This is a genomic window from Streptomyces sp. NPDC127129 (assembly GCF_042671585.1).
Taxonomy (GTDB): Bacteria; Actinomycetota; Actinomycetes; order Streptomycetales; family Streptomycetaceae; genus Streptomyces.
This window is the reverse complement of the sequence record NZ_JBHXTV010000002.1, coordinates 359263-384518: the sequence shown is the minus strand read 5'-3', so window position 1 is coordinate 384518 and position 25256 is coordinate 359263. Positions and strand designations below refer to the sequence as shown.

Genomic DNA, 25256 nt, shown 5'->3' with positions numbered 1-25256 from the left:
GCACATGATCACCACCGCACTGACCTTCGACGACCTCGCCACGCTGATGAAGCAGGCCGCCGGAGTGACGGTCGACCCCAAGGAACTCGCCAAGGCGCCGGACGCGCCCTTCAACACCATCGGCCTCGACTCGCTCGGCCTGCTCGGCATCGTCGGCGAGCTGGAGAACCGCTACAGCGTGGCGCTGCCCACCGACGCGGAGCGCTGCAAGACGCCCGCCGAGTTCGTCGACCTGGTCAACACCACCCTCAAGACGGGAGTCTGACGTGTCCGGTCACACCGACAACAGCATCACCATCGACGCTCCGCTCGACCTCGTGTGGGACATCACCAACGACATCGAGAACTGGCCGAACCTCTTCAGCGAGTACGCCTCCGTCGAGGTGCTCTCGCGGGAGGGCGACTCCACGACCTTCCGCCTCACCATGCACCCGGACGACAACGGGAAGGTCTGGAGCTGGGTCTCGGAGCGCACCGTCGACCGTCCGAAGCGGACCGTCCGCGCCCGCCGCGTGGAGACCGGCCCGTTCGCCCACATGGACATCCGGTGGGAGTACGAGGAGACCCCGGCCGGCGTCCACATGCGCTGGGTGCAGGACTTCGCGATGAAGCCCGAGGCTCCGGTCGACGACGACTGGATGACGGACAACATCAACCGCAACTCGCGCACCCAGATGTCCCTGATCCGGGACCGCATCGAGCAGGTCGCCCGCGACCGCCGGAGCGCCTCGGTCCTGCCCGGCTGACACCCGTACGCGGGGCGCCCGGGCACCGGGCGCCCGTACACCGCACACCCAGGAAGGACGCTCGATGCACCACGCACTGATCGTCGCCCGCATGGCGCCCGGTTCGGCGCCGGCGATCGCCGACGTGTTCGCCGCCTCCGACCGCGGCGAACTCCCGCACCTGGTCGGCGTCACCCGGCGCCGCCTCTTCCAGTTCGGCGACGTGTATCTGCACCTCATCGAGTCCGAGCAGGACCCGGCGCCGGCCATCGCGAAGCTCACGGGGCACCCGGAGTTCCGGGACGCCAGCGAGAAGCTGTCGGCGTACGTCAGCGCGTACGACCCGGCGACATGGCGCAGCCCCAAGGACGCCATGGCGCAGTGCTTCTACCGCTGGGAGCGCGACGCGGGTTCCTGAACCCCGAGCGCCCGCACGACGGCACAACCCGAGGCCGCCCGCCCCGCGAACGACGCGGAGCGGGCGGCCTCGGGTTGTGCCGGTCGTCCCGTCAGGCGGGGACGGTGCACTCGAAGGCGTGGAGATACGCGTTGACCGGGCGGATCTCGCCGATGACCAGCCCCGCGTCCGTCAGCCGGTCGACCATGCTCTGCCGGGTGTGCTTCGCACCCCCGACGTTGAGGAGCAGCAGCAGGTCCATGGCCGTGGTGAACCTCATCGACGGAGTGTCGTCCACGAGGTTCTCGATCACGATGACGCGCGCGCCGGGCCGCGCCGCCTTCCGGACGTTGGCCAGCGCCCTGCGGGTGCTGTCGTCGTCCCATTCGAGGATGTTCTTGATGATGTACACGTCCGCCCGGACGGGGATGTCCTCACGGCAGTCCCCGGCGACGACACGGACCCGGGAGCCCAGTGCCTTCGCGTCACGCAGACGAGGATCGGCGTTCTCCACCACGCCCGGCAGATCGAGCAGGGTGCCGTGCAGGGTGGGGTGCCTCTCCAACAGGCTCGCCAGGACGTGTCCCTGACCGCCGCCGATGTCCGCGACCGCGGCCACCCCCTCCAGGTCGAGCAGGTCGGCCACGTCCTGCGCGGACTGCCGGCTCGACGTCGTCATGGCCCGGTTGAACACGTACGCGGACTCGGGGGCCTCTTCGTTGAGATAGGTGAAGAACTCCCTCTCGTACACGTCCTCGAAGACGTTGCGGCCGGAGCGCACCGCCTCGTCGAGCTTCGGCCAGACGTCCCACGTCCACGGTTCGGTGCACCACAGCGCGATGTACCGCAGGCTGTGCGGATCGTCCTCGCGCAGCAGCCGGGACATCTCCGTGTGCCCGAAGGTGCCGTCGGGGTGCTCCGCGAAGACGCCCTGGCAGGACAGGGCGCGCAGCAGCCGGCGCAGTGTCCGCGGCTGGGTCTTCACCGCCGCCGCCAGGTCCTCCACGGTCATCGGGGTGTCGTCCAGGGCGTCCGCCACACCGAGACGGGCGGCCGCGCGTACGGCGGCGGCGCACGCCGCCCCGAATACGAGCTCCCTCAGCCGCATGGGCGGCGGGGGAGCCGGATCAACAGTCGTCATCTGTCGCCTTCTCTGTGCTGTGGTGCCGTGGGTGGGGAAGCGGAGCCGACCGTTCAGCACATGCCCGCGGGGTCCGAGACTCCGCAGGTGTTACGGCTGAAGGTGTTGCCCTTGCCGGTGTCACGGTTGGCCAGGTCGGCCGCGCCGTTGCGGAGCACGACGTTGTCGCGGATCTCGTTGCGCTCGTTCAGGGCGCCGACGAAGCTCTTGAACAGCACGATGCCGCCGGAGAGCGGCGAGGTGCCCACGTTGTCCTCGATCCGGTTCTGCGCCACCAGCGTCTCCTCGGCGCCGGTCAGGACGATGCCCGAGCCTTGCAGGAAGGGCAGCCGGGGGGTCTTGGGGCAGTGCTTGTTGTTGTCGTGGATGTAGTTCCGGCGCAGGGTCATGGCCCCGGCGCGCGGGGTGGACTCGTCGCCCACCACGAACACCGCGGCACAGTTCCCGGTCGCCTCGTTCCGCTCGACGGTCAGGTTCCGCAGGCGCCGCACCGTGACGCCGATCCGGTTGCCGGACAGACGGTTGTGGGAGATCACCGTCCCCCGGGCGTCGACGGCTCCCGCCTCCGTGTCGGTGGTGTTGGACACGAAGAGGCCGGCGTCGCCGTTGTCCCGGGCGACGTTGTGGCTGAGCACGCTGCGTACGGAACGCTCCTGGGCGATGCCCCAGTTGCCGTTCTTCTCCGCCTTCACCCTCTGGACCTTCAGGCGGTCGGTCCGCGACGCCCAGAGGCCGTTCTTGGCGAAGCCCCGGACGGTCAGGGAGCGCACGGTGACGCCCTCGACGGGGCTGCCGTCCGCGCCGGTCACGCAGATGCCGTGGCCCGCCTTGGCGCAGGAGTCGGTGGCGGCGGCGTCGGGCACGAGGACGGAGGGAAAGACGATCGAGCCCCGCAGGGTCACGTTCGACGTGGTGATGCGGACGCTCTCCCGGTAGGTGCCGGGGGAGAGGACGACGGTGTCCCCCGGCTTCGCGGCGTCCACGGCTTTCTGGATCGATTCGCCGGGCTTGACCCGGTGCAGGGTTCGCTTCTCGGCCGTCGGGGCGGCGGCACCCACCCCCGAGGCCACGAGCGCCACGGTGCATGCCAGGTAGGCGATCTGTCGTTTGGTCATATGGCGAAGCTATGAGGGGGCGTTCCGGCCCGCCACCGCTGATCCCCCGGCCGGGCAGCCCTTCCCCCGAACGTCGCTCCGGCCGGCCCACCGCGGCCCCCGGGGCCGGTCTTTCGGATCACGCCGGGCTCGCGAGGACAGCCCCTAGCCCGTTCGCCCCGCGCGCGGGTGCGTTGTCACCGTGTCGGGTCCGCCGCCGTGACCTGCGGTGACGGGGCGACAGACGGCGATCGAGCCGCCGACCGGGCGACACCCGCGCGGGCCGCTCGCGTTGCGGTGACCGGAGGCGGGCGCTTGCCTCGTGCACGGAGCACAGCACAGGTGCCGCGCAGACACGCCGGCCGAGAACGCTCCGTCGAAGGAGAAACCATGCGTCTCGCACGTACCGGCCCCGTGGTCGCCCTGATCACCGGAGCCCTCGCCCTGACCGCCCCCGTGGCCTCGGCCGCCGAGGGGGAGTCGACCTCATCCGAGGCGTCGGCGAACGTCCGCATCACCCCCGGGAAGGTGTCCCCGGGCACCACCGTCACCGTCAGCACCTCGGCCTGTGGCAAGGAGACCTACGGCAAGGGCGAGTCGGAACTCGCCGGGCAGTTCCACCTGTTCCCGGGGGACCGCAAGGGCGTCCTCCAGGGTGAGTTCCAGGTGCCGGACGACGCCGCCTCCGGCACGGACACCGTGACCCTCAAGTGCCCGCCGCGGGTGAAGCTGACCGCCACGTACCAGATCGCCGGCCGTCCGAACGGTCCCGTCGACGCGGGCTTCGGAGGAGCCGCCGACAAGGAGGCGGAGTCCGGCTTCGGCTGGCTGCTTCTCGGTGGTGCGGTCGCGGGCGGAGCGATCGTCCTGCGCCGGCGCGCGACGGCCGCCAGGACGTCTGCCTGACCGTATGCCGGGCCGCGACCGCGCGGCGCCGGCCGACCGTACGTCCGTACCGTGCCTCCGTCCCCCGGCTCCGCGAGGAGGCCCGGGGGCGGAGGCGTTCAGGCGCCGAACGAAGGCACCACCACCATGAGAAGAGCCTCCGGGAGGACGCCCCCCGCCCCGCCGCCGCGCGCCGCCCCGTCGTTGAGGTGGCTCGCCTGGGCCGCCCTCGCCGGAGCCCTGCTGCTCGCCGACGCGACGCGCGCCGACGAACCCCCGCGCCCGACGGCGCGGACCGGGCAGCCCGCCGCGCGGACCGCCCCCGGAGGCGGGACCGCCGGGGGAGGCGCTTCCGGCCGCCCGGCCGCGCCGCTCTCCGCCTCGGCCCCCGTACGGATCCGGATCCCCGCCGTCGACGTCGACGCCTTCCTGACGCACCTGGAGCTGGACGCGAAGGGGGTGCTGCAGCCGCCGCCCGCGACGGCCCCCGCCCTGGCCGGCTGGTACGCCGACGGGACCGCGCCCGGCGCGCTCGGGACCGCCGTCCTGGCGGGACACGTGGACACACCCACGGGCCCCGCCGTCTTCCACCAGCTCGGCGCCCTGGAACCGGGTGCCCGGATCGAGGTCGACCGCAGGGACGGCCGCACGGCCGTCTTCACGGTCGACGCGGTGGAGGAGCACGAGAAGGGCCGGTTCCCCGACGAGAAGGTGTACGGCGACACGGGCCGCCCGGAACTGCGGTTGATCACCTGCGGCGGCGCCTGGTCCAAGGGCACCGGCTACCAGGCCAACACCGTCGTCTACGCCACGCTGACCGCGACGATGCGGATGGGCGGGGCGTAGGAACGGTTGACACTCAAAAGTGTGAGTGGTTGAGTACTCACATGAAGAGCGAACGTCCCCGCCAGTTGTCCACCGCCGAAGAGCGCCGCGAGACGGTGCTGCGCACCGCCATCGGCGCCTTCGCCGCCCGGGGTTACTGGGGCACCACCACCACCGAGGTGGCCAAGGCGGCCGGCATCTCGCAGGCGTACGTCTACCGCCTCTTCCCGAACAAGGAGCTGCTGTTCACCGCGGTGGTCGAGCACTGCTTCGTGCGGGTGCGGTCGAGCCTGGAGCAGGCGGCGGCCGACGCTCGGGGCAGCTCGGCGGAGGTGGTCCTCGCGGCGATGGGGGACGCCTACGCCCAGCTCATCAGCAACAACGACCTGATGCTGATCCAGCTCCATGCCCAGGCGGCGGCGGTCTCCGAGGCCGCGGTCCGCGAGACGGTGCGTCAGGGGTACGCCCGGCTGGTCGAGTACGTCCGGGGCGCCTCCGGCGGTACCGAGCGCCAGGTCCAGGAGTTCTTCGCGACCGGCATGCTCTGCCATCTGATCGTCTCCATGGGCGCCGACGAGGTCGACGCCCCCTGGACCCGGACGCTGGCGGCCGGCATCACGCACTACTGACGCCCGTCGCGTCAGCGCGCGACAGGGTGGACCGGCGGGGCCGTCAAGCCCCGTCTTTCTTCGGCCGTTTTTGTGAGTGGTCAACCACACAGGGGGAGTCATGAAGTCCGACGTCATCAGCCGCCGCCGTCCCGGAGCCGCTCTCGCGGCCCTGGCCGGGGCGCAGTTCACGGTCATGCTGGCCACCTCGATCGTGAACGTGGCCCTGCCCGGGATCCGCGCAGGCGTGGGGCTCTCCGACAGCGGCACCCCCTGGGTCGTGAACGCCTACGGTCTCGCCTTCGGAGCTCTGCTGCTGGCGGGCGGCCGTGCGGCGGACCTGCTGGGACGGCGCCGCGTCCTGCTCACCGGGCTCGCGGTGTTCGCGCTCTCCTCGGTTGCGGCGGGCCTGGCCGGCTCGCCGACCGTACTGATCGCGGCGCGAGCGGTGCAGGGGATGGGCGCGGCGGCCGTCGCACCCGCGTCGCTGGCCCTGGTGATGGGGTTGTTCCCGACGGGCCCCGGCCGGGGGCGGGCGCTGGGGGTGTGGGGAGCGGTGTCCGGCGCCGGAGGCGCGGCCGGAGTCCTCCTCGGCGGTGTCCTGACGCAGGCGTGGGGATGGCCGTGGATCTTCCACGCGGTGGCCGTCGGCGCGCTGGCCGTCCTGGCCGCCGCTGCCGCGAGCGTGCCGCGCACCCCCGTCACGGAGACCGGACGGTTCGACCTGCCGGGCACCGTCACCGTCACCCTGGCGCTCACCGCCCTGGTGTGGGGTCTGACGTCGGCCCGCGGCTCGGGCTGGACGGACCCCACGGTCCTCGGCGCGTTCGGCCTGACCGCCCTCCTGCTCGCCGTCTTCGTCCTGGTCGAGCGCCGCCACCCGAACCCGCTGCTCCCGCCCCGCCTGTTCCGCACGGGACGGGTCGCCGCCGGCAACGTGCTGATGGCGCTGCTGGGTTCGGTGTGGATCGCGCTCTTCTTCTTCCTCCCCCTCCACCAGCAGCAGGTTCTCGGACTGAGCCCGCTGGTCACCGGAGTCGGCCAACTCCCGCTGGCCTTCGCCATCATGCTCGGCTCCGCCCTCGCGCCCCGGATCTCCCGCCGCGCCGGCCCCACCGCGACGGTCACCGGCGCGCTGCTGGCGGAGGCCGCCGGACTGCTGTGGCTGGCCCGGATCGGCGCCCACGGCGGCTATCTCACCGACGTCCTCGGCCCCAGCATCCTGATCGGCCTGGGCCTGAGCGTCGCCTTCGTCCAGCTGACCGCGCTGTCCGTCGAGGGCGTCCCGCAGCGGGACGCCGGGCTGGCCGGCGGTCTGGTCAACACCACCCGCCAGGTCGGGGGAGCGGTCGGACTCGCCGTACTGGCCACCCTGGCCGGCGCCACGACAGGCCGGGCGGAGGCCGCCCACCAGCCGTACCTGGAGGCACTCACCGCGGGCTACCGCACCGCCTTCGCCGTCTCCGCCGCCGTGCTCGCGGCCGCCGCCGCCCTCGCTCCGCTCCTCGCCCGCCGCGGGCCCGCCGCCCCCGTCGGCGAGGCGGGAACACGGCCGGCGCCCGCAGCCCACCACTGACCCGCAGCCCACCGCTGACCCGCAGCTCACGCCTGACACGTCAACGCGACCCGATACACCGACCGAGAGGAACGAACGCCATGTTCACCATCGACGAGACCGCCCCCGTCATCGTCCGCCTGTCCACCGTCATCGACGCCCCGCTGGAGCGCGTCTGGTCCCTGCACACCGACATCGACGCCTGGGCCGACTGGAACGCGGACATCGACCGGGCCGAACTCGACGGCCCGCTGCTGCCCGGCGCCTCCTTCACCTGGCTGACGCACGGGATGGACATCACCTCCACGATCCGCGAAGTCGTCCCCGGGGAGCGCGTGGTCTGGGGCGGCCCCGCCCACGGCATCGAGGGCATCCACGTCTGGACCTTCGAGCGGACCGGAGACCAGGTCACCACCGTGCACACCGAGGAGTCCTGGAGTGGCGCCCCCGTCGACGCCGCCACCGAGGAGCTCGGTCATGCCCTGAACGCCTCGCTGACCGGCTGGCTCGCCGGCCTCAAGGCCCGCGCCGAACAGAGCGCCTGAGCCCCCCTCGGATCCTCCCGCCACCCCGCCCCACGCGCCCAACCCACCCGCATCCTCCCCGTCACGGAATCGAGGCTCCTGCCATGACCGCGCACACGCCCAAGACCGCGCACACGACCAAGGCCACGACCACGAACACGACCACCCAGAAGCCCTACCTGGTCGGCCACTACACCCCGGCCGTGGACGAGATCACCGCCACCGAGCTGACCGTCGAGGGAACCCTGCCGCCGGAGCTGACCGGCCGGCTGATCCGCAACAGCCACAACCCCAAGCCCGGTGTCACCCCCACCCACTGGTTCAAGGGCAGCGGCATGGTCCACGGCATCCGGCTGAGGGAGGGCCGCGCCGAGTGGTACCGCAACCGGTGGGTCCACACCCCGGCCCTCGAAGGCGCGCCCTTCATGACCGAGCAGGGCCCCGACCTGACCGCCAGCACCGCCGGCACGCACGTCATCGAACACGGCGGACGGCTGCTGGCGCTGTGCGAGGCGAACCTCCCCTTCGAGCTCACCAGGGACCTGGACACCGTCGGCGCCTACGACTTCGGCGGCACGCTGCGCGGTGCGATGACCGCCCACCCCAAGACCGACCCGGTCACCGGCGAGCTGCACTTCTTCGGCTCCTCGCCCTTCCCTCCCTTCCTCATGTACTACGTCGCCGACGCGAAGGGCGACGTCACCCACACCGCCGAGATCCCCGGTGCGAGCCAGGCCCTCAAGCACGACTTCGCCCTCACCCGCCACCACGTCGTCTTCGTCGAGGGCTCCGTCACCTTCGACCCCACCGAGCACTCCGGTATCCCGTACGCATGGAAGGACGACCAGCCCGCCCGTATCGGTGTCATGCCCCGCGGCGCGGACGGCGCCGGCAAGATCCGCTGGTTCCCCATCGAGCCCGGGAGCATGCTCCACGCCGCCAACGCCTACGAGGACGCGCAGGGCCGGATCGTCCTGGAGGGGCCCGCCGTCGACCGGGAGGGCTTCCAGCTCTCCTGGAACTGGTGGGTCGGCGCCCCGGGTCGTGGCACGGAGCCCAACACCCGTTCGTACAGCCGTCGTTGGGTCGTCGACCTGGTGGCCGGCAGCGTCGACGAGCGCGTCGTCGACGACCTGGCCGTCGAGTTCCCCACCCTGAACGAGGACCACCTCGGCTCGGAGCACCGCTACCAGTACGCGGTCTCCTTCCCCGACCAGCGGGGCTTCGGCGGCTACGGCATCGTCAAGTACGACCGCGCCACCGGCGCCCGCCGGGTCCACGAGGCCGGCGACGCGCGCCTGCCCAGCGAGGCGGTCTTCGTGCCGGCGGAAGGCGGCACCCGCGAGGACGACGGCTACCTGCTGACGGTCGTCTCCGACCTCAAGCAGGACGCGTCCCAGCTGCTGGTCCTGGACGCCTCCGGTCTCGACCGGATCGCCACGGTCCACCTCCCGCGCCGGGTGACGGCCGGTATCCACGGTTCCTGGATCCCGGACGCCGCCCACTAGCGACCGGAACGGCCGGCCGGGCCCCGGGGATCGATTCCCCCCGGGGCCCGGCCCCGTTTCTCAGTCCGTGGCCGTCAAGGCCGCGCGTGCCCTCGTGAGGATCTCGTCCGAGAGGGGGGAGCCCGTCGTGGCGCGCGACAGGACGAGGGCCCCGACCATCGTGCACAGGCGGGTGATGCCGTCCTGGCCGTCGGTGGCGAGCCAGTCGGCGAACTGGGCCACCCCCTCGCTGTAGACCCGGTGGGCATCGCGGTCTCCGGGCTCCCGTGCCATGTCGGTGGCGAGGGCGGCGACCGGGCAGCCCTCCGCGGCGTTGTCGCGGTGCGCGGGGGAGAGGTAGCCGTCGATCAGCCTCTGCTGGGCGGTGTCCTTCTGCCCCGCACGCCGTTCCGGACCGGCGGTGCGGCGCCGGGTGAACTCCTCGAAGGCCTGGGCCGTGGCCTCGTCGACCAGCGCCTCCTTGGAGGCGAACTGCTTGTAGAAGCCACCGTGGGTCAGGCCGGCCGCCTTCATGAGGTCTGCCACGCTGACCTGCGTTCCCTGCTCCCGGAACATCCGGGAGGCGGTCTCCACGACCCGCTTGCGGTTCTCTTCGGCCTGCGCCTGCGACACGCGCCCCATCAGCCACCTCCCTGTTGGATGTCGATTGACATCTATCCTACACCCGTTTTAGATTGTAGTCATCATCTAATGCGCGGGCCGGTCGCTGCCGGGTCCGCAACACCGGGAGTGCAGACATGGAACTGAAGGACTCCGTCGCCGTGGTCACGGGCGCCAACCGCGGGCTGGGCCGGCATCTGGCCGAGCAGCTCCTCCAGCGAGGAGCGACGGTCTACGCGGCCGCACGGCGCCCCGAGACGGTCGACCTTCCGGGTGCCGTCCCGCTGCGGCTGGACGTGACGGACCCGGAGTCGGTCCGGTCCGCCGCCCGCATCGCGTCCGACGCGACGCTGCTCGTGAACAACGCGGGCATCTCCACATCCACACCGCTGCTCGCGGGCGATCCGGACGCGGTCCGCCTGGAGATGGAGACGAACTTCTTCGGCCCGCTCGCCGTGACGCGGGCCTTCGCCCCGGTCATCGAGCGCAACGGCGGCGGCGCCGTGCTCAACGTCCTGTCCGTACTGTCCTGGCTCCACCCGGCCGGCCTCGGGTCCTACGCGGCGGCGAAGGCGGCGGCCTGGGCGCTGACCGGCGCGGCCCGGGAGGAACTGGCACCGCGCGGCATCACCGTCTCCGCGCTCCACGTCGCCTACATGGACACCGACATGGCCGCCGCGGTCCCCGCCGAGCAGAAGGCCGACCCCGCCGAGGTCGCCGCCCAGGCGCTGCTCGGCATCGAGGCGGGCCTGCCCGAGATCCTCGCCGACGAGACCACCCGGTACGTCAAGCGGAGCCTGGCCGCCGCACCGAACGCGGCATGAGGCCGCAGGGCCCCGACCGCGCCCAGGAGGTGTCCTGCGGACCCCGTCCGGGTCCGCCGGGCAGCTCCTAGGCCTCCCAGTCCCACCTGCCGAAGTACGCCGTCGTGCCCGTGCGCCGTGCGTCCGTCACGGTCGTCAGCCGGGCGAAGTCCTGGGCCGGCATGAGCGCCTGCCACTCCGTCAGGGGCAGTGCGCGGACCTCGTCGTGCTCGTCCGGGTCGAGCCGGATGCCCGCGAGCTGCCGGGCGGAGAGCCGGCCGCCGTCGAAGACGAACCCTGCCGTGGCGTAGGGCCAGGCGGCCCCCGGCAGCCCGAAGACCGCCGCCAGGAGCCGTGGAGGCCCTGGAACGACCAGCCCGGTCTCCTCCTCGCACTCCCGTACGGCGGTCTCCCACGGCCGCTCGCCGTGCTCGGTCACCCCGCCGGGCCACTGCCACGGATGAGCCGCCGTGTAGACGGCCCGCAGGTGCACGGGGTGGTCGTGCTCGTCGGTGAAGAACACCGAACCGAAGACGGTCGCCTTCGGAAGGGTCTTCGCGTACTCCTCGGGCGGAAGCCAGGTGCGGCTGGTGGTCATGGGAGGGGGCTCCTTCGCGGGAGGGCGGCGCGGCGGGGCCTCACGGGCACGGCCACGGCGGTCGCCGTCCGAGTTCGTCGGCGGACCGGACGACACGAGTCTGCCGCCGCGGGTTCCGATCTCCCGAATGGACCCGTCGGCCCGCAGCGCGCAGTCTGGAAAGGTGAAGACCGAGACACCCACCACGGATCGCGGTGCTGTCGCCGGCTTCCTGGAGAACCCGGTCGTCGGGATGGCGCCCTGGATCGTGTTCTCGCTGCTCGTCGGACCCGGCCGGTTCGAAATAGCGGTCGCGCTGGCCCTGGCGACGACGATCGTGCTCGTCGCCGCCGGGCGGATCGTCAACCGGGGCAGCTCCTGGAAGCTCCTCGAACTCGCCGACATGGTGTTCTTCGCCATCCTGGCCGTCGTCGGCATCCTCGCGAGCGAAGGCACGCTGCGCTGGCTGGAGACGTACGCCGGAGAGGTGTCCAACCTCGCCCTCGTCCTGATCGCGTTCGGCTCCATGGCGTTCCGCATGCCCTTCACCCTCCAGTACGCGCGGGAACAGGTCGATCCGGCCTACTGGCACACGCCCACCTTCGTGCGGGCCAATTACGTCATCACCGGAGTGTGGGGCCTCGCCTTCCTGGTCGCCGCCGCCGCGGGCGCCTACGGCGACCTGGTCCTGCACAACCCGAACAACATCTGGACCGGCTGGATCATCCAGATCCTGGCCATCGTGGCCGCCCTCCGCTTCACCGAGTGGTACCCGGAGGTCGTACGAGCCCGTGCCCGGCACGCGGCGGACGGGTCAGCGCCCGACCCGCCGCACCTGGCGGGGATGCTCCTGCCGCTGGCGGGGCTGCTCGTCCCCATCGGAATCGCGGTCCTGATCTTCGACGGCAACGTGTGGTGGCTGGGCGTGGCCCTGATCGTGGGCGGCGGATACCTCACGAAGACGCTGGCGGGCCGTCAGCAGGCCGCCTGACCCCGGGGACGCCCCAAGACGGAACGGCCGCCGCCGGCGGTCAGCCGGCCGTGCCGTGCGGGAGCGCCGTGAACGTCGCCTCGGTGAACTCCGTGACGACGGAGAAGCCGAGCCGCCGGTAGAGCCCCACGGCCGTGGCGTTGTCCGCCCGGACGTTCAGCCCGATGTGGTCGACGGTCTCTGCGAGCCGCCGGCACAGCGCGGCCACACACGCTCCGCCCGCGCCCTGTCCCCGCAGTTCGGGGTGGGTGGTCACGTTCCCGATGGCGGCGACGCGATACGCGGGCGAGTAGACGTGCACCCCCGCGACGGCGACCAGCCGTCCGTCCCGCCGGGCGCCCATGTACTGCCCGGTGTCCAGCATCCGGTCGTCGAACCAGTTGCCCGGATACGCCTGTGCGAACAGTTCGAGAAGCTCCGGCAGGTCGCCCCGGTCCAGCGGGGCGACCTGCCACGGGCCGTCAGGGTGGGCGGCGGTGGGACCGGGATCGGTGAGGGCCATGCGCAGCAGGACGCCGTGCCGCCGCACCTCGTACGCGGACTCCAGCACCTTGGCCGCCTCGCCCGTGAGATGGCCGAAGAAACGGCGGGGAAGCACGGGCAGGAGCGCCCCGGCGAGCTCCTCCAGATCCGCCGCCTCCGAGGGACGGGAGAAGGCGAGCAGCGTGGGGGTGTCGCCGACCGCGTAGAGGAGCGCGACCGGGCCGCTCCGCGAGACGGTGTACCAACTCGTGTGCGGCCACAGGAGATCGTCGAGGTCGCCGAGTTCCATCAGGTGCATCGCCGGATCCCGGTCGAAGCGGTCGGCCAGGACGGATCGGTCGTGAAGAGCGCGCAGGGTCACCCGTAGAGCGTACGGCGCGGGTCGCACGGCGACGGGAAGAGGCCCGGCAACCGATCGCACGGTCCGCACAACCCTTCCCCGCTGATCGCCCTCTTCCAGGACGAATCCGAGGGAGGCCGTGATGACGACCGGTACGACGAGCACGAGCCCGGGGCGCCCGCGACAGATCGAGGCCGTCTGGGCACTCACGCTGGCCGCCGTCGGGGCCGAGGTGCTGGTCTGGGCACTGGGCGCCTTCGTGGTGCCGCCCACGGGCCTGGACGAGCTGACCGAGCACTCCGGACAGGGGGCGGCGATCCGTCAACTCGCCCTGTCGGCAGCCGTACTGGCCCTCCTCCTGGGCGCGTGGCTGACCGTGGCGGTGCACATGCGGGCCGGCCGCGGCTGGGCCCGCGCCGTCCTGACCTCCGTCGGCGCGCTGTGCCTTCTGTTCCGGGTGAACGACTTCGGGATGGACGGTGTGGAACCCGGCTGGTGGGCGGTCGTCAACTCCCTGCCGGACCTGCTGGCCGCGGCTGCCGTCGTCCCGATGTACCTCCCCGAGGCCCGCGCGCACTTCTCGCGTCCGCCCCGTGTCCGCCCCACCGCCTGACCCCGGTGCGACGTCAGCCCCGCGATCTGAGACCCGCCATCTGAGACCCGCTACCTGAGCCCCGCGACCTGACCCCCCGTGACCTCAGTCCTGTGACTTCAGCCCCGTGACCTCGGCCACGTGCCGCAGGCTGGGGTCGAGCAGGATGCCGTGCAGCCGCTGGAAGACCTGCCGGGCGGCCACCGCGTTCCAGTCCGCCGGAAGCAGCTCGGTCGGCAGCCCCGGGTCCAGGTACGGCAGCCGCCGCCACTGGGTGAGCATCGGAACGTAGTGGCGGAACGCCTCCGCCGGCCCGGGCTCCGCCTCGGCCGCCGCCCACTGTGCGGCCACCGGCGCGTACGTGTCGGTGAACGCCGCGTACTGGGTCTGGATCGCCGGGAAGTCCCACCACGAGCTCACCGTGCCCGGCAGATCGCTGAAGGCCGCGTACTCGGCCGCGAACAGGTGGACGTAATCGCTGAGGCCGAGCCGTACGAGCATGCCGCGCGCGTCCTCCAGGAGCCGGCCCGGCGCCAGCCACACCCCCGGAGCGATGTTGCCGAAGCCGAGCCACGTCAGGCGGGTGCGCAGCTGATGGCGGTGGGAGCGTTCCGACTCCGGCACGGAGAACACCGCCATCGCCCAGCCGTCCGCCAGGTCGGCCGGCTCCAGGCTGGCGAAGATCCGGCGGTCGCCCTCGTCGAAGACGGGAAGGGCGGCCGGGCTCAGCCGGTAACCGGTGGCGCCCCGGCGCTCCGGTTCGAGGACTCCGCGCTTCTTCAGCCGGGAGATCGCCGAGCGCACCGCCGGGCCGTCGACGTCCAGTTCCCCCATCAGCGTGATCAGGTCGGCGATGGAGATCCAGCCGCCGAGGCGCCGAACGAACGCCCCGTAGACCGTGTTGATCAACGAGCTGGGCCTGAGGGGGCTGTCCGACATGATCGCCTTCCGTTGTACGCGGTCGCGATCATATCGAGGCCCCCTCGAAGCCCGTCCCGGTCAGGCGTACGCCCCCGACAGCAGGTGTCCGGCACCGGGGGCGACGGCCCGCAGACCCAGGGTGCGCAGCATCTGGTGGGCGGTGCACACGGCTGCCGACACGACCGGCTTGCCCAGGAGCTGTTCGGCCTCCTCGATCACCGTGAGCGAGGGCATCTGGACACAGGCGGACAGGACGACCGCGTCGGCGTCCGCGTGGTCGAGCGCGCGGGCGAGACCGGGCAGCCGCGCCGGGTCGTGGGCGGCCACGGCCAGGTTGTCCGGGATCTCCAGGGCCTGGTGGTCGAGGACCTCGATGCCCTCCCGGACGAGGTAGTCCACGACGGTCCGCGTCAGCGGCTTCATGTACGGGGCGAGCAGGGCGATCTTCCGGGCGCCGATCGTGTGCAACCCGTGGACGAGAGCGCCCGCGCTGGTGACGACCGGCGCCGGGGCGCCGTTCTCGACCGTACGCAGGTGCAGTCGCTCCTCGGAGACCCGGTGGTAGCCCGGCCCCATGCTCATGATGGCGACGAGGCAGGCGTAACCGAGCACGTCGACCCGTGCGTCGGAGAGTTCCACGGCGCAGCGGTCGGAGTCGGCGTCCATGGCCTTGAGCTGTTCCGGTGTCACATGGGTCATGCGCATCCGGCTGGAGTGGAAGGTGAAACGCTCGTCCGGCGCGACGGCCGCGCGGGCGCGCAGGATCGTGGGGACCTCCGTCTCCATGGTGACGTTCGAGCTCGGCACGATCTGGCCGATGCGGTAGGTACGGGGGGACACGGCTGCTCCTCGGTTCTCGTTCGGACGTGTCTGACGGGGTCAGCGGGCGTCGACCACGGGGTTGGTCAGGGTGCCGATCAGCTCGACCGTGGCCTCCACGGTGTCACCGGGCGCGAGGAACTCCGGCGGGACCATGCCGGCCCCGACCCCGGAGGGCGAACCCGTCGCGATGACGTCGCCGGGCTCCAGGGTCATGCCGGAGCTGATGTCGGCGATCAGACGGGCGATCGGGAAGAGCATGTGCCGCGTGTTCGACTTCTGCTTGGTGACCCCGTTGACGCGCAGCGAGAGGTCCAGGTCCATGGGGTCGGGGACGGCGTCGGCGGTGACGACCACCGGGCCGAAGGGCGCGTAGGAGTCCTGCCCCTTGGAGAAGAACCACTGACCGGAGCGGCGCTGGTCCCGGGCGCTGATGTCGTTGACGATGCTGAAGCCGAAGATGTGGTCGTACGCCTCCTCCTCGTTCACCCGGTACGCCGTCCGGCCGATGACGACGGCGAGTTCGCACTCCCAGTCCAGCTGGGTGGTGAGGTCGGCGTTGTGCAGGATGGGCGCGCCCGGACCGGTGACGGCGGTGGCGGGCTTGCTGAACAGCACGGGGCGTGGCGGGAGTTCCCTGTCGGTGTCGAGACTGCGGCTGGACTCCTCGACGTGCTCGACGTAGTTGAGACCGACCCCGATGATCTTGCCGGGCCGGAAGGGCGCGCTCAGCCGGACGTCCTCGGTCCGGTGCACGGCGTGCGCGGGCAGGTCGCCGTCGAGCAGCCGGCGAACGGTGGCGAGGCCGTACGGGCCGGCCTGGACCAGGCCGAGCAGGTCGTGCGGGAGCGGGACGCCCGCGTGGTCGGCGAGGGCGGCGAGGTCGAGGACGTGACCGTCGGTCTCGACACCCGGCCGCGGATCGGCGCAGGTGGTGGTCGTGAAGGTCAGCAGACGCATGGGAGGGCTCCTTGCGGGTCGGACGGCGGGGGAGACGCCGGGGGGAGACGGCGGGTGGGGCGGCGGGGGAGACGTCGGGCCGGACGGCGGGTGAGACGTCGGTTCACGCCGCGGTTCGGCCGGCGGGGGAGGGGATGACGGGCTGATGGCCGCCGTTGTCCGGGTACGCCTCCTCCCGGTGGAAGCCGAGCGAGCGCATGACGGGGAAGTCGTTGAACGAGAACAGGCAGGCGTCCTCGGACGGGTCGTGGTTCTCGTGCTCGTGCCAGGCCCAGGACGGCACGCAGAAGATGTCCCCCTCCCGCCACTCGAACCGCCGTCCCGCGATCACCGAGGCGCCCCGGCCCTTGGCGACGGTGTAGATCACCGAACCGGTGTGCCGGTGGGCCGCGGTCGCCTGCCCGGGGCGCAGGAGCTGCATGTGGGCGCCCATCGTCGGCATCACCGGGCCGCCGGTCACCGGGTTGGTGTACTCGGCGATGACCCCGTCGTACGGAGAGCCCTCGGTCGCCCTGGCGAGGCCGCGCAGCGCCTCGTACGTCGGCTCCCACGGGTAGGCGAGGAGCGGCGAGTAGGGCCGGGTCCACTTCTCGGCTCCGTACGGCAGGAGGGTGCCGGAGTAGGTGAGGACGGAGGCGTTCACCACCTTCCCCGGCGTCTGGTGGAGCTCGGGGTGCACCTCGTAGAACCCGGCGTCCAGTGCGTTGACCAGGGGGATGTCCAGGCCGTCCTGCCAGATCACCGGGGCGTCGGTCCCGTCGTTGCCGTGTTCGTGCCAGGTGCCGTTCGGGGTGATGGCGAAGTCGCGCGGGCCGACCTTGAGCTTCTCGCCGTCGACGATCGTCCACGCGCCGGTGCCCTCGTGGACGAACCGCAGCGCGGCGGCCTGGTGGCGGTGGGCGGTCATCGCCTCACCCGGGCCCATGATCTGGAGGCCGGTGTAGAGGAGTCCGGCGGCGGCGCTGACGTCCCTCCGGCCGGGGTTGACCAGCATCACGACGCGTCGGCCCGCGTCGTCGGCGTCCACGAGGCCGAGGGCCTTGTGGACGAGCGGCCGCAGCTCCTCGTAGCGCCACAGCACGGGAACGGACCTGGGCTGCGGATACCAGGGCTCGATGTCGTTGGCGACGGTCCACAGGGCGCCGGCGTCCAGCGCCTCCAGTTCACCGTAGTAGCGCCGGAGTTCGGGGGTGTCGGAGACCCGGGCGCGGCCGAGCATCGTGTCGTCCTGCTCGATGGTCATGCGTCCTCCTCAGGTGCGGTGGTGCTCGGGGAACCCGCCGGCGGCACGGTGAACGTCACGGCCGCGCGCGGGGTGTTGTCCACTTCGAGGCGGAAGATGTCGAAGCGGTTGTAGTGGCCCGTGATGTCGTGCATCTGCTTGGGCTGGATGCAACGGCCGAGGTCGATCTCGCCGTAGACGATGCCCTCGTCGTCGACGAGCGGTTCGCTCACGGGACGGCCGTCCGGGCCGAAGATGCCGGACAGGGCACTGCGCGGCCGCCGGAACAGCGCGCGCAGCTCCTCGTCGTCCCCGGCGAGGGTGTCGACGATCTCCGGGGACACGGTGGAGCAGGCGACGACGGAGAAGACCTTGCCCTCGAAGCTGTGGGCGGCGGTACGGACGGCGATCGCGTCGGCCATGTCGTAGTCGGCCGGGGCGACGGGCAGCGCGATGTAGCAGGAGGCGTGGACGAGTTCGCCCTGTGCCAGGAGGGTGAAGCGGGCCAGTGTGTTGGTGTTCTCGCCGCAGGCGAGGGCGCCGAGCGGCCCGACGGGCGTCCGGTGGACGCGCAGCGAACTTCCGTCGCCGCCGGTCCAGGTCAGCTTCTCGGCCCAGGTGGGCACCAACTTACGGTGCACCCCCAGGAGTTCGCCATCCGGGCCGATGGTGAGCAGGGTGTTGTGGAGGACGCCGAGGCTGTGGGCCGCGCGTTCGTTGACGCCGATGACCAGGACCACGCCGTACTGGCGGGCCGCCGCGCGCAGGGCGTCGACGTACGGGCCGGGGATGTCGACCGAGGCGCGCTGGAGGCGCTCGAACCACGGCGAACCCTGGACCGGGTTCATCGTCCAGTTCCAGTACGGGTACCCGGGGACGAACACCTCGGGGAACACGACCAGTCGGGCCCCGTTCCCGGCCGCCTCGGCGATCAGGGCGACGGCCTTGTCGACGGTGGCGGCGGGGTCGAGGTAGACGGGCGAGGCCTGGACGGCGGCGGCAGTGAACCGGGGAAGGTCGTCAAGCGGCTGTGGTGTCACGGAGGTTCTCCCCTTTCAGCGGGTGAGCGAGGCGGCGGCCTCGGCCGGCCTGTCACCGGTCGTGACGGCTTCGGCGGTGGCGGCGCGCGGCAGCCAGCGCTGGTGCACGGGCACGGCGGGCTGCCGCAGGAGTTCGAGACGCGGCGGCACCCGGTCCGTACGGGCGGCCGGCGGTCGGCCGCTGCCGGCCCTCCAGGACGGCGCCCACGGCGCGGCGGGGCCGCGGTAGCCCTGGGCGGCGGCCGCGTGCAGCGTCCACAGCGGGTCGTGGAGCTGCGCCCGGCCCACACCGCACAGGTCGGCGCGGCCCGCCAGGATGATCGAGTTCACGTCGTCGTACGTGGAGATGGCGCCGACCGCGACGGTCGGGACCCCGGTGGCGTTACGGATCAGATCGGCGTACGGGGTCTGGTAGCTGCGCCCGAACCGTGGCCGCTCGTGGGGGACGACCTCGCCGGTGGAGACGTCGATGGCGTCGGCGCCCGCGTCGGCGAGGGCGCGCGCGATCCCCACGGCGTCCGCCTCGCTCAGCCCGCCCTCGGCCCAGTCGGCGGCCGAGATCCGGACCAGCAGAGCCTTCCCGGCGGGCCACGACTCCCGCACACGGCGCAGCACTTCGAGGGGGAAGCGCAGCCGGCCGGCCAGACCGCCGCCGTACTCGTCGGTGCGCCGATTGGTCAGCGGTGACAGGAACCCGGACATGAGGTGCCCGTGCCCGTACTGGAGTTCCAGGGCGTCGAAGCCCGCCCGGTCGGCGCGCTGGGCCGCGCGGACGAAATCCCGTACGACCAGATCCATGTCGCCCCGCGTCGCCTCGCGCGGCACCGGACCCCCCGCGTCCCAGGGCAGCGGCGACGCGGCGAGGAGCGGCCCGCCGGCCGCACGGCGTCCCGCGTGGGTGAGCTGGAGGCCGAGGCAGGTGTCGCTCTGGCCGTGGACGAAGCCGGTGATGCGCCGCCAGGCGGCCTCCTGGTCGTCGTTCCAGAGACCGGGGCAGCCCTGGTCCGGGCGGGCGTCGGCGCTGACGGCCGTCATTCCGGCGACGACCAGGCCGGCCCCGCCGAGGGCCTGCGTGCTCAGATGGACGAGGTCGAAGTCGCCCGGGACGCCGTCACGGGCCGTGGCGAGCGCGGTGGGCGGGACGACGACACGGTTGCGCAGGTGCAGCCCGCCGACGCGGAAGGGCCGGAACATCGGCGGCACGGGCGCGGTGCCGTTGACGGCCGTGGTGAAGGCCTCGTCGCGGACGCGCAGATTGTCGTACGTGACGCGACGGCTGCGGGTCAGCAGGTTGAAGGCGAACTGGTGCGGGTCCTGACCGGTGTAGCGGTCGATGTTCTCGAACCACTCGAGACTCGCCTGCGCGGCCCGCTGGGTGGACTCCACGACCGGACGGCGCTCGTCCTCGTACGCGGCGAGGGCGCCGGGGATGTCCGCCGGATGCTCGTGCAGACAGGCCGCGAGGGCGAGGGCGTCCTCCATGGCGAGCTTGGTGCCGGAACCGATGGAGAAGTGGGCCGTGTGGGCCGCGTCGCCGAGGAGGACCACGTTCTCGTGCCGCCAGGTGCGGTTGCGCACCGTGGTGAAGCGGAGCCACTTGGAGTTGTTGGGCAGCAGCCGGTGGCCGTCCAGGTGCCCGGCGAGGATCTCCTCGCACACCCGGATGCTCTCCTCGTCGCTCGCTCCCGGCGGGAGCGCCTGGTCGGAGTCGGCGAATCCGGCGCGGCGCCAGGCGTCCTCGTCCAGCTCGACGATGAAGGTGGAGCGGGTGTCGTCGTAGGGGTACGCGTGCACCTGCAGGGTGCCGAACTCCCGCTCCTCCACGATGAAGGTGAAGGCCTCGAAGACCTTGTCGGTGCCGAGCCACATGTACCGGCCCGAGCGCTCGTCGAGGTCGGGGCCGAACGTGCCGGCGTGGGCGGCGCGGGTGGCCGACCGGACGCCGTCGCACGCCACCACCAGGTCGTACTCGGCGGCGAGAAGGTCCACGGCCGGCGCCTGGGTGCGGTAGCGGACGTCCACGTCCAGGTCGGCGCAGCGGTCCTGGAGGATCCGGAGCAGACTCCGCCGGCCGAGGGCCGCGAAGCCATGACCGCCGGAGGTGAGGGTCCGCCCCCGGTAGCGGACGTCGATGTCGCTCCAGCGGGCGAACTCCGCCGACATGGCGGCGTGGACGACCGGGTCGGCGGTCGCGATCCCGTCGAGGGTCTCGTCGGAGAAGACGACGCCGAAGCCGAACGTGTCGTCGGGCGCGTTGCGCTCCCAGACCGTGACCTCCCAGTCCGGGGAGAGCTGCTTGGCAAGCGCCGCGAAGTACAGGCCGCCGGGCCCTCCTCCGATGACTGCTACGCGCACGGGGTACCTCCAGTGGTTCCGGTGATGAGCTCGGGGGCCTGGGGGCCCGCCATGGTGAGGACCTCGCGCACGTCCGCGGGCCAGGGGGTGGTGCCGGTCGCGCGGGCCGCCGAATGGGCGATGACCATGCGGCCGGTGGCGGCCTCCGCGCCCTCCGCGCCGCGGACGGTGAAGGCGTAGTGCAGGGAACTCGTACCGACCTTCGTGACGCGGAGCTCCGTACGGACGGCCTCGCCGAACCAGAGCCGGGCCCGGTAGTCGGCCTCGAAATGGACCCGGGGTGTGCTGCCGAAGAGATGGGAGAGGCCCAGACGGCGCAGCAGCACGGCCTCGGCCGCCTCGACCCAGCGCACGACGGTCGAGTGGTGGTAGTGGCCGGCGGCGTCCGTGTCCGGCCATTCCACCCGGCGCTCGACCGTGACACTGGGCAGGCGCGGGGCGGGGCTCACGGCGGCTCCGGCGGCACAGCCGCCGTCGACGATGCCGTCGGCCGCCGAGACCTGAGCGCCGTCGGCCTCGACCCGAGCGCCGTCGGCCTTGACCTCGGCGGCGTCCGTCCGCGTGTCCTCGGCGCGGGCCTCGGCCCGTGCGCGTTGACGCAGTTCCCCGCGCTGGAGCTTGCCGTTGGCCGTCCTCGGCAGGTCCGCCACGAACTCGACGGCCCTGGGGTACTTGTACGGAGCGATGGCCTGCTTGACGTGGGCCTGGAGCTCCCGGGCCGTGGCCTCGGCCGCCGGTGTGCCGTCCCGAAGGACGACGTACGCCTTGACGATCATGCCGCGCCCCACGTCGGGGGCGCCGACGACACCGCACTCCTCGACGTACGGATGGGCGGCCAGGGCCTTCTCGACCTCAGGGCCCGCGATGTTGTACCCGGAGGAGACGATCATGTCGTCACTGCGGGCCACGTACCAGAAGTAGCCGTCGGCGTCCCGTATGTAGGTGTCGCCGGTGATGTTCCAGCCGTTCCTGACGTACGTGGTCTGCCGCGTGTCGGAGAGATAGCGGCAGCCCGTCGGGCCCGTCACGGCGAGCAGCCCCGGCTGCCCGTCCGGCACCGGATCGCCCCGGTCGTCGACCACGGCGGCGCGGTATCCGGGGACGGGCCGGCCCGTGGAGCCGGGCCGGATGTCCTCGTCGGCGGCGGAGATGAAGACGTGCAGCATCTCCGTGGCGCCGATGCCGTCGATGATGCGCAGGCCCGTGGCGGCGTGGAACTCCTCCCAGACCCTGGCGGGCAGGGGTTCTCCGGCGGACACGCAGCGGCGGAGACCGGAGAGCTTCCCGGTCGCCCCGGCGGCCATGATCGCCCGATAGGCGGTGGGCGCGGTGAACAGGACGGTCACCCCGTGCGCGGCGACCAGTTCGGCCAGCTCCTCGGGGCCGGCCTGTTCGACCAGCAGGGTCGCGGCGCCCACGTGCAGCGGGAAGACCACGAGTCCGCCGAGGCCGAACGTGAACGCGAGCGGCGGCGTGCCGGTGAAGACGTCGTCCGGGCCGGGCTTCAGGACGTGCCGGGAGAACGTGTCCGCGTTGGCGAGAACGTCCCGGTGGAAGTGGAGGGTCGCCTTGGGGCGGCCCGTCGTACCCGAGGTGAAAGCGATCAGTGCCACGTCGTCGGCGGCCGTCTCGGCGGCCGTGAACCGGCCTTCCTTCCTCGCGCAGCGGGCGGTCAGATCGGAATCGCCCGGACCCCCGTAGGGGATGACGGGCAGGCCCGGCGGACCGGGACTGCCCGGAGGACCGGGCGGAGTCGCGGCGTCGAGTTCCGCGACGTAGCGGTGGTCGCACAGGGCGACCGCCGGCCGGCTGATCTCGCACAGCTCGGCGAGTTCTGCGGCGCGCAGCAGCGGCATCGTCGTGACGGCCACACCGCCGGCCTTGAGGACGCCGAACCACGCCGCCACGAGCCAGGGGTTGTTGGGGCCGCGCAGCAGCACGCGGTTTCCGGGCCGGAGCCCGAAATCCTCGGTGAGCACCTGGGCGACCTGGTCGGCGTGGCGTTGGAGCTCGCCGTAGGTCCAGCGCTCGGTCGGGGTGAGCAGACAGGGGCGGTCGGGGCCCCAGCGCTCGACCGCGTCGTCGAGCAGCCGACGGGCGCAGTTGAGACGGTCGGGATAGCCCAACTCCGGTAGATCGAAGTGGAGTTCGGGCCAGAGAGAGAAGTCGGGAAGCCGATCGCGGCAGAAGGAATCGGCATGCGCCGAGGGGGAGAGCTCCATGGGGCGGCACCTCAATCAGGGAGCAGCGGGAGATGGGGCAAGTATCTCGATAATTTGGCGGCCGTCAACTTTCCGCGATAAATCTGAGATCCGTGGCACCCTCGGCCGGCTCAGGCGAGCGGCAGCCGCACCCGCACGCACTTGCCCAAGTCGTGGACGAGAACGGAGAGTTCGCCCCCCGCTTCGGCGGTCATCAGCTGGATCAGGAGCAGGCCCCGCCCGCTCTCGGAGTCCGGATCGACCTCGGCGGGTTCGCGCAGGCGCGGCGCAGTGGCCGCGCCGTCCGCGACCTCCAGGCGCAGCCAGCCCTCGCCGCGGGAGACGGCGACGCGCATGCGGTCCGTCGCGGCGGCGGCATGCCGGACGACATTGCCGACGAGCTCGCTGACGGCGAGCAGGAGGGTGTCCGTGGCGTCGGAGGTGATCCGCCACCCTTCGAGCAGGACGCGGACGCGCGAGCGGACCAGAGGGACGGTCGCGGCGGTGGGTCCGGGGATCCAGCGGACGAAGGCCTGTGTGGGGTGGGTCGGCGCGTGGGGCGTCGAGTCGGTCGTCGCGCGGCCGGGGCCGGCGTCGTGGGCGTCGGTCCGGGCGGGGGTGTGCGCGGCGGCCGGAGCGCGGGGTGCGGGAGGGGCGGTGGCGGTGAGCATGACGTGCTCCCAGAGGGGCTGCGCAACGCGACCGCGTGGTCACTCGTGTAACTAACTCGAGAGTCGGACAGCTGTTGGGCTTGTCGTCAGCGGAAACGCGTCGCTAGAGTTTTGATAACACGTGTAACACGTTACGTCTCCCCGGGTGCCGGGCGCAAGCATTTCGGACAAAGCGCTACGAATCCCGGGCCGGCAGAAGGGCCGCAATGACGCAATCCCACCCGGCCGAGTTCGACCTGGCCGACATGACCTGGCCGCCCCCGCCCTACCAGCCCCCGGTACCGCCCGTCACGGACGAGCACGGGGTGCGCCACTTTCACGGGGTCACGTACGCCACCACGCCCGGCTACCGCCCGCGCCTCCTCGATGTCCAAGTGCCCGCAGGCAAAGGGCCGTTCCCGGCTGTCGTGTGGATCCACGGCGGCGGCTGGCTGGACGGAGACCGCCGCTACCCGCCGCCGACCGTCCCGGCGCCCCTGCTGCACGGAGCGGTCCTGGCCGCCGGGATCGCGCTCGTCTCCGTCGACTACCGGCACAGCCTCGAGGCACCCTTCCCGGCCCAGCTGCACGACGTGAAGGCCGCGATCCGTTACGTCCGCCAGTTCGCCGGAGTCCTCGGCACCGACCCGGACCGGATCGCCGTCTGGGGCGAGTCGGCGGGCGGCCACCTGGCGGCCCTCGCCGGCCTCGTCGGTCCGGACAGCGCCGGCGCCGAGATGCTGGAGGGCGCGCACGGGGTGGGCGCCGGGGACACCGGCGTCCGGGCCGTCGTCGACTGGTACGGAGTCTCCGACCTCGCCGCCCTGGCCGGTCAGCCCCTGCCGGGGATGCCTCCCGGCGGTGACTTCCCCGACCCGTACGAAGCCCTGCTCGGCGGCACCGAGGCGGAGCGCCCGGCGCTGGCCCGGGCCGCGAGCCCGGTGACGTACGCGACGGGTTCGAACCCGCCGCCGTTCCTGCTGATCCACGGCACGGGTGACGGTCTGGTCCCCTACAGCCAGAGCGAGGCGCTCGCCGAGGCCCTCGCGGTGGCGGGCGGCGACGTGACCCTGCGCCCCGTCGAGGGCGCCGACCACATCTTCCTGGGCTCCACGGACATTCCGGGGATCGTCGCGGAAAGCGTCGCGTTCCTGGCCCGTCACCTGGATGCGAAGGCCTGAGACCGGTGGGCGGAGGGGCGCGCCGGCCCGGGCCCGAGGCTCCCGGGCCGGCCCGCCACCCTCTGCTCGCTCCCTGCCCGTCGCAGCCCTCTTCCCCTCCCTCCCCATCTCCGCATCTCTTCCCTTCCCTTCCTTTCCTCCCTCCCCTTTCCGCTCCTGTCGGCACTCCTGCTCCGTCCGAACGGGCCGTTCCTGCACGGCCTTTCGAAGGACGCCGACACCCCAGAGCCGCGGCATCCCGCGGTCGTGAGAGGCACAC

The 25256-nt window shown here is 72.3% G+C and carries 26 protein-coding genes and 1 pseudogene; 13 read left to right on the top strand and 14 right to left on the bottom strand.

Features of this window, described 5'->3' with window-relative positions; translation table 11 throughout:
* The first annotated feature begins 4 nt into the window (after positions 1-4).
* From ACFVGW_RS05045 to ACFVGW_RS05035, 3 genes are all read left to right on the top strand, one after another.
* Positions 5-265, top strand: a complete 261-nt coding sequence (locus ACFVGW_RS05045; protein ID WP_352186794.1) for an acyl carrier protein — start codon at positions 5-7, stop codon at positions 263-265.
* A gap of 1 nt (position 266) precedes the next feature.
* Positions 267-746 carry an SRPBCC family protein gene (locus ACFVGW_RS05040; RefSeq protein WP_352186793.1) on the top strand — a complete coding sequence of 160 codons (480 nt, stop codon included), beginning with the start codon at positions 267-269 and terminating at the stop codon, positions 744-746.
* 64 nt (positions 747-810) lie between these two features.
* Complete coding sequence (locus tag ACFVGW_RS05035) at positions 811-1143, top strand: TcmI family type II polyketide cyclase (protein WP_352186792.1); 333 nt, start codon at positions 811-813, stop codon at positions 1141-1143.
* A gap of 91 nt (positions 1144-1234) precedes the next feature.
* Here ACFVGW_RS05035 and ACFVGW_RS05030 read toward each other — a convergent pair whose 3' ends face one another.
* Both ACFVGW_RS05030 and ACFVGW_RS05025 read right to left on the bottom strand, forming a co-directional pair.
* The gene (locus ACFVGW_RS05030; RefSeq protein ID WP_385850839.1) at positions 1235-2263 is read right to left on the bottom strand and encodes a methyltransferase; all 1029 of its coding nucleotides are present in this window, start codon (positions 2261-2263) and stop codon (positions 1235-1237) included.
* Positions 2264-2316: 53 nt separating this feature from the next.
* Positions 2317-3378 carry a nitrous oxide reductase family maturation protein NosD gene (locus ACFVGW_RS05025; protein WP_385850838.1) on the bottom strand — a complete coding sequence of 354 codons (1062 nt, stop codon included), beginning with the start codon at positions 3376-3378 and terminating at the stop codon, positions 2317-2319.
* A 369-nt stretch (positions 3379-3747) separates the two neighbouring features.
* Here ACFVGW_RS05025 and ACFVGW_RS05020 point away from each other — a divergent pair, with 369 nt between their 5' ends.
* From ACFVGW_RS05020 to ACFVGW_RS04995, 6 genes are all read left to right on the top strand, one after another.
* Positions 3748-4263, top strand: a complete 516-nt coding sequence (locus tag ACFVGW_RS05020) for a sortase (RefSeq protein ID WP_385850837.1) — start codon at positions 3748-3750, stop codon at positions 4261-4263.
* 126 nt (positions 4264-4389) lie between these two features.
* On the top strand, positions 4390-5088 hold the full coding sequence (locus ACFVGW_RS05015) for a class F sortase (RefSeq protein WP_385850836.1): 699 nt from the start codon (positions 4390-4392) through the stop codon (positions 5086-5088).
* Between the two features lie 41 nt (positions 5089-5129).
* Positions 5130-5696, top strand: a complete 567-nt coding sequence (locus ACFVGW_RS05010; protein WP_385850835.1) for a TetR/AcrR family transcriptional regulator — start codon at positions 5130-5132, stop codon at positions 5694-5696.
* Positions 5697-5796: 100 nt separating this feature from the next.
* On the top strand, positions 5797-7251 hold the full coding sequence (locus ACFVGW_RS05005; RefSeq protein WP_385850834.1) for an MFS transporter: 1455 nt from the start codon (positions 5797-5799) through the stop codon (positions 7249-7251).
* Positions 7252-7331: 80 nt separating this feature from the next.
* On the top strand, positions 7332-7775 hold the full coding sequence (locus ACFVGW_RS05000) for an SRPBCC family protein (RefSeq protein ID WP_385850833.1): 444 nt from the start codon (positions 7332-7334) through the stop codon (positions 7773-7775).
* 83 nt (positions 7776-7858) lie between these two features.
* Positions 7859-9262, top strand: a complete 1404-nt coding sequence (locus tag ACFVGW_RS04995; protein ID WP_385850832.1) for a carotenoid oxygenase family protein — start codon at positions 7859-7861, stop codon at positions 9260-9262.
* Positions 9263-9322: 60 nt separating this feature from the next.
* Here the strand turns inward: ACFVGW_RS04995 and ACFVGW_RS04990 are convergent, their stop codons facing one another.
* Positions 9323-9883: a TetR/AcrR family transcriptional regulator gene (locus tag ACFVGW_RS04990; protein ID WP_385850831.1), complete on the bottom strand. Its 561-nt coding sequence runs from the start codon at positions 9881-9883 to the stop codon at positions 9323-9325.
* Between the two features lie 116 nt (positions 9884-9999).
* Between ACFVGW_RS04990 and ACFVGW_RS04985 the strand changes: the two genes are divergently transcribed.
* Complete coding sequence (locus ACFVGW_RS04985; RefSeq protein WP_352186782.1) at positions 10000-10686, top strand: SDR family oxidoreductase; 687 nt, start codon at positions 10000-10002, stop codon at positions 10684-10686.
* A 67-nt stretch (positions 10687-10753) separates the two neighbouring features.
* On the opposite strand, the gene ACFVGW_RS04980 is transcribed toward ACFVGW_RS04985, so the two are convergent.
* Positions 10754-11263 (bottom strand): NUDIX domain-containing protein, encoded by a 510-nt coding sequence (locus tag ACFVGW_RS04980; RefSeq protein WP_385850830.1) that lies wholly within the window; start codon positions 11261-11263, stop codon positions 10754-10756.
* Between the two features lie 163 nt (positions 11264-11426).
* Here ACFVGW_RS04980 and ACFVGW_RS04975 point away from each other — a divergent pair, with 163 nt between their 5' ends.
* Positions 11427-12233, top strand: a complete 807-nt coding sequence (locus tag ACFVGW_RS04975; RefSeq protein ID WP_385850829.1) for a hypothetical protein — start codon at positions 11427-11429, stop codon at positions 12231-12233.
* A gap of 40 nt (positions 12234-12273) precedes the next feature.
* Here ACFVGW_RS04975 and ACFVGW_RS04970 read toward each other — a convergent pair whose 3' ends face one another.
* Entirely contained in the window at positions 12274-13077 is an 804-nt protein-coding gene (locus ACFVGW_RS04970) for a GNAT family N-acetyltransferase (protein ID WP_385850828.1), read from the bottom strand.
* 121 nt (positions 13078-13198) lie between these two features.
* Between ACFVGW_RS04970 and ACFVGW_RS04965 the strand changes: the two genes are divergently transcribed.
* A complete protein-coding gene (locus ACFVGW_RS04965) occupies positions 13199-13669 on the top strand; it encodes a hypothetical protein (protein WP_385850827.1) in 471 nt (156 codons plus the stop codon).
* Positions 13670-13753: 84 nt separating this feature from the next.
* Here ACFVGW_RS04965 and ACFVGW_RS04960 read toward each other — a convergent pair whose 3' ends face one another.
* The 9 genes and pseudogenes from ACFVGW_RS04960 to ACFVGW_RS04920 form a co-directional block, all read right to left on the bottom strand.
* Positions 13754-14587, bottom strand: a complete 834-nt coding sequence (locus ACFVGW_RS04960) for a PaaX family transcriptional regulator C-terminal domain-containing protein (protein ID WP_385850826.1) — start codon at positions 14585-14587, stop codon at positions 13754-13756.
* A 60-nt stretch (positions 14588-14647) separates the two neighbouring features.
* Positions 14648-15355: an Asp/Glu racemase gene (locus ACFVGW_RS04955; RefSeq protein WP_385851014.1), complete on the bottom strand. Its 708-nt coding sequence runs from the start codon at positions 15353-15355 to the stop codon at positions 14648-14650.
* A 93-nt stretch (positions 15356-15448) separates the two neighbouring features.
* Positions 15449-16348 (bottom strand): fumarylacetoacetate hydrolase family protein, encoded by a 900-nt coding sequence (locus ACFVGW_RS04950; protein ID WP_385850825.1) that lies wholly within the window; start codon positions 16346-16348, stop codon positions 15449-15451.
* A 103-nt stretch (positions 16349-16451) separates the two neighbouring features.
* Positions 16452-17591, bottom strand: coding sequence for a cupin domain-containing protein (locus tag ACFVGW_RS04945; protein ID WP_385850824.1), 1140 nt, complete (start codon positions 17589-17591; stop codon positions 16452-16454).
* Complete coding sequence (locus ACFVGW_RS04940; protein ID WP_385850823.1) at positions 17588-18610, bottom strand: carbon-nitrogen hydrolase family protein; 1023 nt, start codon at positions 18608-18610, stop codon at positions 17588-17590. The genes ACFVGW_RS04945 and ACFVGW_RS04940 overlap by 4 nt, the downstream gene beginning before the upstream one ends.
* Positions 18611-18625: 15 nt before the next feature.
* Positions 18626-20965 carry an FAD-dependent monooxygenase gene (locus ACFVGW_RS04935; RefSeq protein WP_385850822.1) on the bottom strand — a complete coding sequence of 780 codons (2340 nt, stop codon included), beginning with the start codon at positions 20963-20965 and terminating at the stop codon, positions 18626-18628.
* Positions 20956-21567: an acyl-CoA thioesterase gene (locus ACFVGW_RS04930; protein ID WP_385851013.1), complete on the bottom strand. Its 612-nt coding sequence runs from the start codon at positions 21565-21567 to the stop codon at positions 20956-20958. The genes ACFVGW_RS04935 and ACFVGW_RS04930 overlap by 10 nt, the downstream gene beginning before the upstream one ends.
* A pseudogene (locus tag ACFVGW_RS04925) lies at positions 21553-23187 on the bottom strand (AMP-binding protein); the annotation flags it as partial. The pseudogene ACFVGW_RS04925 and the gene ACFVGW_RS04930, both read right to left, overlap by 15 nt.
* A gap of 110 nt (positions 23188-23297) precedes the next feature.
* Positions 23298-23837, bottom strand: a complete 540-nt coding sequence (locus ACFVGW_RS04920) for an ATP-binding protein (protein WP_385850821.1) — start codon at positions 23835-23837, stop codon at positions 23298-23300.
* Between the two features lie 206 nt (positions 23838-24043).
* On the opposite strand from ACFVGW_RS04920, the gene ACFVGW_RS04915 reads away from it, so the two are divergent.
* A complete protein-coding gene (locus ACFVGW_RS04915; RefSeq protein WP_385850820.1) occupies positions 24044-24997 on the top strand; it encodes an alpha/beta hydrolase fold domain-containing protein in 954 nt (317 codons plus the stop codon).
* Positions 24998-25256: the final 259 nt, after the last annotated feature.

Bases quoted from the DNA above. Each gene is read 5' to 3' on its own strand.
- ACFVGW_RS05045 (WP_352186794.1), top strand. From the start codon at position 5: ATGATCACCACCGCACTGACCTTCGACGACCTCGCCACGCTGATGAAG.
- ACFVGW_RS05035 (WP_352186792.1), top strand. From the start codon at position 811: ATGCACCACGCACTGATCGTCGCCCGCATGGCGCCCGGTTCGGCGCCG.
- ACFVGW_RS05030 (WP_385850839.1), bottom strand. From the start codon at position 2,263: ATGACGACTGTTGATCCGGCTCCCCCGCCGCCCATGCGGCTGAGGGAG.
- ACFVGW_RS05025 (WP_385850838.1), bottom strand. From the start codon at position 3,378: ATGACCAAACGACAGATCGCCTACCTGGCATGCACCGTGGCGCTCGTG.
- ACFVGW_RS05020 (WP_385850837.1), top strand. From the start codon at position 3,748: ATGCGTCTCGCACGTACCGGCCCCGTGGTCGCCCTGATCACCGGAGCC.
- ACFVGW_RS05015 (WP_385850836.1), top strand. From the start codon at position 4,390: ATGAGAAGAGCCTCCGGGAGGACGCCCCCCGCCCCGCCGCCGCGCGCC.
- ACFVGW_RS05010 (WP_385850835.1), top strand. From the start codon at position 5,130: ATGAAGAGCGAACGTCCCCGCCAGTTGTCCACCGCCGAAGAGCGCCGC.
- ACFVGW_RS05005 (WP_385850834.1), top strand. From the start codon at position 5,797: ATGAAGTCCGACGTCATCAGCCGCCGCCGTCCCGGAGCCGCTCTCGCG.
- ACFVGW_RS05000 (WP_385850833.1), top strand. From the start codon at position 7,332: ATGTTCACCATCGACGAGACCGCCCCCGTCATCGTCCGCCTGTCCACC.
- ACFVGW_RS04995 (WP_385850832.1), top strand. From the start codon at position 7,859: ATGACCGCGCACACGCCCAAGACCGCGCACACGACCAAGGCCACGACC.
- ACFVGW_RS04990 (WP_385850831.1), bottom strand. From the start codon at position 9,883: ATGGGGCGCGTGTCGCAGGCGCAGGCCGAAGAGAACCGCAAGCGGGTC.
- ACFVGW_RS04985 (WP_352186782.1), top strand. From the start codon at position 10,000: ATGGAACTGAAGGACTCCGTCGCCGTGGTCACGGGCGCCAACCGCGGG.
- ACFVGW_RS04980 (WP_385850830.1), bottom strand. From the start codon at position 11,263: ATGACCACCAGCCGCACCTGGCTTCCGCCCGAGGAGTACGCGAAGACC.
- ACFVGW_RS04965 (WP_385850827.1), top strand. From the start codon at position 13,199: ATGACGACCGGTACGACGAGCACGAGCCCGGGGCGCCCGCGACAGATC.
- ACFVGW_RS04960 (WP_385850826.1), bottom strand. From the start codon at position 14,587: ATGTCGGACAGCCCCCTCAGGCCCAGCTCGTTGATCAACACGGTCTAC.
- ACFVGW_RS04955 (WP_385851014.1), bottom strand. From the start codon at position 15,355: ATGGAGACGGAGGTCCCCACGATCCTGCGCGCCCGCGCGGCCGTCGCG.
- ACFVGW_RS04950 (WP_385850825.1), bottom strand. From the start codon at position 16,348: ATGCGTCTGCTGACCTTCACGACCACCACCTGCGCCGATCCGCGGCCG.
- ACFVGW_RS04945 (WP_385850824.1), bottom strand. From the start codon at position 17,591: ATGACCATCGAGCAGGACGACACGATGCTCGGCCGCGCCCGGGTCTCC.
- ACFVGW_RS04920 (WP_385850821.1), bottom strand. From the start codon at position 23,837: ATGCTCACCGCCACCGCCCCTCCCGCACCCCGCGCTCCGGCCGCCGCG.
- ACFVGW_RS04915 (WP_385850820.1), top strand. From the start codon at position 24,044: ATGACGCAATCCCACCCGGCCGAGTTCGACCTGGCCGACATGACCTGG.